Here is a 6,773-nt window from a genome sequence, read left to right as displayed (position 1 = left end):
ACCCTTACTTGGTTTTATTCAGTTTTACTTAATGAAAAGAATAGAATTTACCCCTACTTATTCAGCAGGTGCATCCTTTTCAATATCAGGGCCAATGCCCCACCATTTGTCACGAACATCATCATAATGGGCGGTCGCATCATAAATATCTGCACCAAGGCCAAGCTCAGACATAGTCAAACCACCAATTGCCGCAAGTAATGCAAACTGGGCAACATTTTCGTCACGTTGAGATCGCACAAGACTTACTTTTGCATCTAACAATTCTTGTTCCGCATCCAATACATCCAATACTGTACGAGAACCAACAATTGCTTCTTGCTCCACACCTTCAAAAGCGATGGTTGTTGCACGAACTTCATCTTGTTGCGCCTCAATTTGTGCACGGGTCGTTTTCAAGTTTTCCCAAGAAGACGTTGCTGTCTCAATCACACTACGACGTTGTTCTTCAATTTGCACACGCGCAAGTGAAGCAGATTCTTTTGCCTGCCGAACCTGTGAACTGACCAAGCCTTGCTGATAGATCGGCACAGAGAGGTTCAAACGAATAGATGCATCTTTAGTTGTTAAATCTTCTCCAGACACATCATTGTTATAATTTGTCGCACCAACCAGATCCAATGATGGATACAAAGATGCCTCAGCAGAATCCACGTCCATAACCGACGCATCATAAGAGTGACGAGCAGCAACCACCAACGGGTTTTTATCAGAAGACAAAGTAATCGCTTCTTCACGACTTAATGGCAAACCAAGATTTAAAACAGGGGTCGCCATCTGACCGTCAATCGGCTCACCCACGATTTGTTCATAATTGGCTTTGCTTGTCTCCAATGAACCTGCCGCAGAAATTGTATCTGCGCGTGCACGGGACAAACGCGATTCAGCCTGCGCAACGTCAGTACGAGTTACCTCACCCACATCAAAACGATCTTGAGTCGCCTCAAGTTGTTTTTGTAAACGTTTTTCATTTTGCTGGTTCAAATCTAATACGGCAATATCGCGCAACACATCAAGATAGGCTGTCGCAGCTTCTAGCAATATAGATTGCTCTGTCGCTGCCAATGATGCACGCGCAGATAACACACTTGCTTCGGCGGAGGCGATTCCAGCTTCGGTACCACCGCCAGCATAAAGGTTTTGTGTCACAGACAAGGCCGCAGAATAGAATGAACGATCACTATCTGTATCAACACCATTATTATCTGTATCAGAATTAATTGCCCCCAATGACCCTGTACCTGTGACAGTCGGCCGCCAGCCGGATACTGCTTGTGCGACACCTTCATTGGTTACACGTAAGGAAGCACGCTGAGCCAGTAATGTAGGGTTATTATCATAGGCGGCTAATAGCGCCTCTTCCAAAGATGCAGACCAAGCAGCACCGGAAGATAAAGTCGCAGTTGCCAATCCGGCAGCAGCCACACCCAATTTCAAGAAAGCTTTAATATTCACAATAGTAAACCCCAATATTTTCTAGAACATACGCAACCCATCACATATGTAGTCATTTAGATCATAATAAAAAGATGTAAAAAGTAAATTAACTCTTTTTTTATTTAAAAACTAAAGGCCAATGCATCGAACATTGGCCTTTAACTTCAATTCCAATATTCAAATATTTTAGAATACGAAACCTTTTTCCTTCGCAAAGCCCGGCAATGGTTGGACATTCGCATCAAAAATCGCTTTGGAAGACGCCACACCATTTGCTTTCACATATAAATGCGCGATGCCATTTGTTTCACTCGCAGAATCCGCAAGCACAACAGCCAAACGACCGCCTTCTGCCAATTGCGCTAAAATCTCTGCCGGCACCTCTTCCACAGACCCGTCAAACAAAATTACATTATAAGGCCCCTGCTTTGCCAAGCCGTCTGTCAAAGCACCATCCAGAACAACCACATTATCCATGGCAAGATCAGTTAATGTTTTGCCTGTGCTTTCCGCAAGTTCTTTATCGGATTCAACCGCAAAAACTGTTTCCGCCATACAACCTGCAACCGCCGCCATATAGCCAGCCCCAACAACCAAGACAGTATCTTTTTCCTGGATTTGTGTTAGCTGGATCAAACGCGCTGCGATCATCGGCTCCATCAAGAAGCGATCATTGGCAATTTCCAAGTCTTCATCAATATAGGCAAGATGACGATTCTGTGTTGGTACAAATTCTTCACGTGGCAAACCACGCATTGCTTCCAACACGCCTTCGTCTGTGATTTTATTTGTACGAAGTTGACCTTCAACCATGTTGAAACGTGCAGCAGCGTAATCCATAGAAATTCTCCGAAACCCTGATCGGTTTAAAACGCGTTTTTTAATCTTTCTGCTTTATAAAGCGATAGATAGCTTCTTTCAACCATATGTTAGTGTAATTCACGATCTACAAATCGCTTTTTTTCAGAAAAGTTTCACTTTCATGTGGAAACTCCCTTGACCCACCGCCTCCACACAAGTATATGACCTTCCAGCAAATGACTTCGATCGAGAAGTCGACTTCGAACCTGCTTCTTTTAGAAGACTACCACTTGGTTCAGATGAAGTTTTGCCCATGAAGGCGCGGTGGCGGAGTGGTGACGCAGCGGATTGCAAATCCGTGTACACCGGTTCGATTCCGGTCCGCGCCTCCATTTATTTTCCAAACATATCTTACATCCCCTTCTTATACGTTCGATGAGACAGCTCTTCGTCATTTATAATTCATTAAATTTACCTCCCTCTTCCTGCGCATATGAATCACGATTCATGAAAATGAGCAGGATGACCGATCAAATTCAATGGTTAAGAGGTATTAAATCCGGTCTAAACCATTTTTCTTTCATTTTTTCATATGCTTATACATAAGGAAAACTGCGGATCTTCAGAAATAATTTCAAGAAAATGTAAAAAAAATGCAACTGAATGAAAAAACACTATTGCAGACCCCATAATGAGTTGTTATATACCCGTCCGTCGGCAGGGAACACACCCTAAGACACAAACAAAACATACTGATCCTGAGTAGCTCAGCGGTAGAGCAATCGGCTGTTAACCGATCGGTCCGGGGTTCGAATCCCTGCTCAGGAGCCAGATTTTGAAAGGCGTTAGATTTTTCTAACGCCTTTTCTTATTCTATTCCAGCAAGTTCTTTCATGGCGATTTCGGCGCGTTCTTTATAGTCATGGCGTGGGGTATATAATTCCTCAATACGATCAATGCGTTTTCCCATCCCAAAACCATGGGCGATTTGGATGGCAAGGCCCGGGCGGGCATTCAGCTCAATGATCATAGGTCCACGATGTTTATCCAAAATCACATCTACACCAAGATAGCCAAGTTGGCTCATTTCATAACAGCGACTGGCGAGTTCGATGATTTCTGACCAGTTACTGACCTGTAACTCAGAAAGATCCGTATCTGTATCAGGATGATGGGTAACGGCCTTATCAAATTGTACCGCGCGTAAAGCTTTACCTGTTGCGATATCCAAACCAACACCAACGGCGCCCTGATGCAGATTCGCTTTGCCATCAGACACTTCGGTGGAAAGTCGCGTCATGGCAAATGCGGGATAACCTTTATAACATATGATCCGAACATCCGGCACACCTTCATAGGTAAAACCATCAAAGATATCTGAAAATTCAACAAGCTCTTCAAGCACACCTACATCAGGCGTACCACCCAAACTATAAAGGCCGCTTAAGATATTTGAGCCGTGTTTTTGAATTTCATCATCGGAAACTTCTTTGCCACTGGTCTTGAAGAACTTACCGTCTTCTTGGTGGGAGATGATTAAAATCCCCTTCCCGCCACTGCCTCGGGCTGGCTTAATCACGAATCCAACTCCGATTTCGCGAAGGAAATCAGGGAGTTGCCTTACATGTTTCTGACATTCGATAACCCCAAGTAATTTCGGAGATGGAATTTGAAATTCTTCTGCCTGCAGTTTCGTCTTTAATTTATCATCTACAATCGGATAAAGCCGTCTTGGATTATTCCGGGCAATATAATCAATATTGCGTTTATTCATACCCACAACGCCTCGCGCTTTTAGGGAAAATGGATTGGCAATATTAAAAATCATCTATGCACCATTGGTTTAAATCGATACAGCTCGCTTAAGCGATAACCCGTAATTGCCCAAGCAACAAGATTACGGCCAAAACCACCAACAACAATTCCGGGAATAGGAAAGTCAGATGTTTAATAAGAACACTGCTCATCATAAAATAGGCGATGGAGGCAACGAATAAACTGCCAAAGGTTTGAACAAAAACTTCTTTTGCACCTGATTCATCCCATAAAACAGACATACGTTCGATGGTCCAGCTTACGATAATCATCGGGAAGAAGGTCACCGCGAGACTGTTTTCCATCCCAAGCTTAAAGCCCAGAATACTGATCATCGCAAAGATCAAAGTAACAACAATCAGAACCGCTGAAATCCTTGGGACAAGTAATAAATTCAAATGCGTTAGGTAAGAACGCAATAACAAACCAATCCCCACAACAATCACGAATAAAGCCAATCCAACCGTTAAGGTCGTTTGTAAAAAGGTCAGCGCAATCAGAATTGGCATAAAGGTGCCAGAAGTTTTAAGACCAACGATATTTCGAAAGAAAACTACAACCAAAGCCCCTATTGGCATCAATAGAAGCAGTTTGAAGGTTTTTTGTTGTTCTGCAGGCAGGGAATAAATGGAAAAATCTACCAGAATATCTTTATCCACCTGCGCATGATAAGTCGTGAGGCTTTGGGCGGAACGACCATCACTAACAGATGTGACTTCAACCTTGGAATTATTCCCCCCTTCTACAACCAACACACCATCAGAGGTATTACCAAAAGGCAGGAAATTCGCAGGTACGCCAAATTCGCCACTTATCACATCAAATGGCGCCCATTTATCGTCAACGAAGACACCCAGAATAGAGCGGATTTTTTCTTTTTCCCGTCCTTTGGACAAGAAAACACCTTTGATTTCTTTCACATGGATACCAGCAAGAATCAAAATCTCTTTAGCTAGATCAACAGTAGCCTGTTCAGAAGAAATACTTTTACGAAGATAAGCCACACTATCCGATAAAGTTTCTGTACGGAAAACTTTTACCATCTGCGTCACAAGACTACGTTCATCTGTTGATCTTTGCTTTGCAAAACCAATAATTTCTGATGCCGCAGCTTTTTGAGAACTATCTAACCGTGCTGTCCGAACGCTTCCTTTAGGTTTGCTGGCAAAAAAGGAATTAATGGTGGCGTCTTCATCTTCTTGTTGGTGGACAATCGCTTGAAAATAAAGGCTTTGTTTTCCATCTGCCTGCCTTTTTGTCCAAATACCCTGTCCGTCTTTTTCTTCATAGCCATAGCCAGATGACACTGCATGGGTAGAAATCACCCGTAAATGAGAAGTCGAAATTGGCTTCGCATAGGTGACTTTGGCTTCTTCGCCATCCGCATCAAAGGTTATCTTGGATTCCACAGTCCAGGAAACAGCTTGTCCACCGGGAAATAACGGAAAATCTAAACTTACAACTTTGTATATGGTTGCACTTAATCCCAATATGCAGAGAAAAAGAATGATAAAATAGGATTGAAACTTCTTTTCCATAATCGCAGCCTTAAGAAACTAGTTCATTTCTTTAACGGGAAGATGGATAAATTTTTCATCCACATTCACATAAAATGCATTGCGTAATACATTTCGTCCAATCAAGATCGGATATTCATAATGATCCCGACTGGCCAACGTAAATTCACGCTTCATCACTTGATCCCCTAAAGACATGGTAAGCAGCACGACTGGGCGTTCAAGTGGATCACGCCCATGCTGTTTAATGGCTGCAATACGTTCAACTTTCGTGCGAATAGTCGTGATCTTATCTGTTTTACGATCTCGTAGATCAAATTTCACCCAATCTTCGCCATCTTTCTCATAACGTTTGATTGCTTCCGCCCCAATTGATGAAGTTGTGGCCCCTGTATCAATGCGGGCTTCACCGGAAAAACCAGCTTCAAAAATATACACATGTTCCGCTTCGCCAATTAAAAGAATACCTTGATCTTCTAGAATAATATCAAGGCCATCACATTGTTTAGTCTCAATAATTTCCGGCTTCGGTGCTGGTGCTGGAATAGGACAATTTTTCTCAACAATTTTTGGAGTTCCCAGCTCTTGAGATGTGGTATTCTGTGTTGTTACCGTACAACCTGCTAGACCAATTGCGAATGACAAAAATAAAAAGTTTGAAGCTTTAGGCATCGATAAATTTATTCCCCAAAATGAGTAGAATATACATTTTTAATTAAACCTCTACTAATATTATAGGAGTCGAAATTGAAAGACTCAATAATTTCACGCGTAGATTCGCGGCGAAAAAACATAACAATAAGGCATTTAAATGGCAGCCTACTATCATTCGTATGATAACTCTAATTCGACTATAAATATCCCACTTGATGCAATCTGGTGATTCAGCCATTATTTAACATCATGAACTGGAGTAATAACATGGCACTTGTAGGAAATTACAAATACCCGGCTCGCATTTGGGAAGATGAGAATGGCGTCTTTCAAATCCGTTTCGATGATTTACCAGAAATACAAGAACAAGCGGAAAATCTTGATGCTGCTTTAGAGAAAGCCCAATCCTGTTTAGGTGATGCTGTTGCGGATCGTATTCAAAATGGACAATCCCTTCCCTCTCCATCCACCATGGAAGAAAATTAACTTATTTTCTTACTCACAAAAAAGTGAGAATCTTTATTCTTGCCCTTAGCATAAATAGATTTT

The 6,773-nt window shown here is 42.2% G+C and carries 6 protein-coding genes and 2 tRNA genes; 3 read left to right on the top strand and 5 right to left on the bottom strand.

Annotation, left to right across the window (positions count from 1 at the left end; genetic code table 11):
- Window positions 1-57: 57 nt before the first annotated feature.
- Both E1160_RS01210 and E1160_RS01205 read right to left on the bottom strand, forming a co-directional pair.
- Entirely contained in the window at window positions 58-1,455 is a 1,398-nt protein-coding gene (locus tag E1160_RS01210) for a TolC family outer membrane protein (RefSeq protein WP_218048638.1), read from the bottom strand.
- Between the two features lie 168 nt (window positions 1,456-1,623).
- Window positions 1,624-2,277 carry a protein-L-isoaspartate O-methyltransferase family protein gene (locus E1160_RS01205; RefSeq protein WP_155153166.1) on the bottom strand — a complete coding sequence of 218 codons (654 nt, stop codon included), beginning with the start codon at window positions 2,275-2,277 and terminating at the stop codon, window positions 1,624-1,626.
- Window positions 2,278-2,556: 279 nt separating this feature from the next.
- Here E1160_RS01205 and E1160_RS01200 point away from each other — a divergent pair.
- Window positions 2,557-2,630 (top strand) — tRNA-Cys (locus E1160_RS01200).
- Between the two features lie 364 nt (window positions 2,631-2,994).
- Window positions 2,995-3,069: transfer RNA gene (locus E1160_RS01195), tRNA-Asn, on the top strand.
- 37 nt (window positions 3,070-3,106) lie between these two features.
- Here E1160_RS01195 and E1160_RS01190 read toward each other — a convergent pair.
- Genes E1160_RS01190 through E1160_RS01180 form a run of 3 tightly spaced genes read right to left on the bottom strand, consistent with a single transcriptional unit; the run spans window position 3,107 to window position 6,242 of the window.
- A complete protein-coding gene (locus E1160_RS01190) occupies window positions 3,107-4,066 on the bottom strand; it encodes an alpha-L-glutamate ligase-like protein (RefSeq protein ID WP_155153165.1) in 960 nt (319 codons plus the stop codon).
- A 34-nt stretch (window positions 4,067-4,100) separates the two neighbouring features.
- Window positions 4,101-5,591, bottom strand: coding sequence for a UUP1 family membrane protein (locus tag E1160_RS01185; protein WP_155153164.1), 1,491 nt, complete (start codon window positions 5,589-5,591; stop codon window positions 4,101-4,103).
- 18 nt (window positions 5,592-5,609) lie between these two features.
- Window positions 5,610-6,242 carry an ATP-dependent zinc protease family protein gene (locus E1160_RS01180; RefSeq protein ID WP_155153163.1) on the bottom strand — a complete coding sequence of 211 codons (633 nt, stop codon included), beginning with the start codon at window positions 6,240-6,242 and terminating at the stop codon, window positions 5,610-5,612.
- A 249-nt stretch (window positions 6,243-6,491) separates the two neighbouring features.
- On the opposite strand from E1160_RS01180, the gene E1160_RS01175 reads away from it, so the two are divergent.
- A complete protein-coding gene (locus tag E1160_RS01175) occupies window positions 6,492-6,710 on the top strand; it encodes a type II toxin-antitoxin system HicB family antitoxin (protein WP_155153162.1) in 219 nt (72 codons plus the stop codon).
- Window positions 6,711-6,773: the final 63 nt, after the last annotated feature.

Origin of the sequence: Curvivirga aplysinae, assembly GCF_009711445.1 — a bacterium.
In the GTDB taxonomy this organism is placed as follows: Bacteria; Pseudomonadota; Alphaproteobacteria; order UBA8366; family Aestuariispiraceae; genus Curvivirga; species Curvivirga aplysinae.
This window is presented reverse-complemented; position numbering and strand designations above follow the sequence as displayed.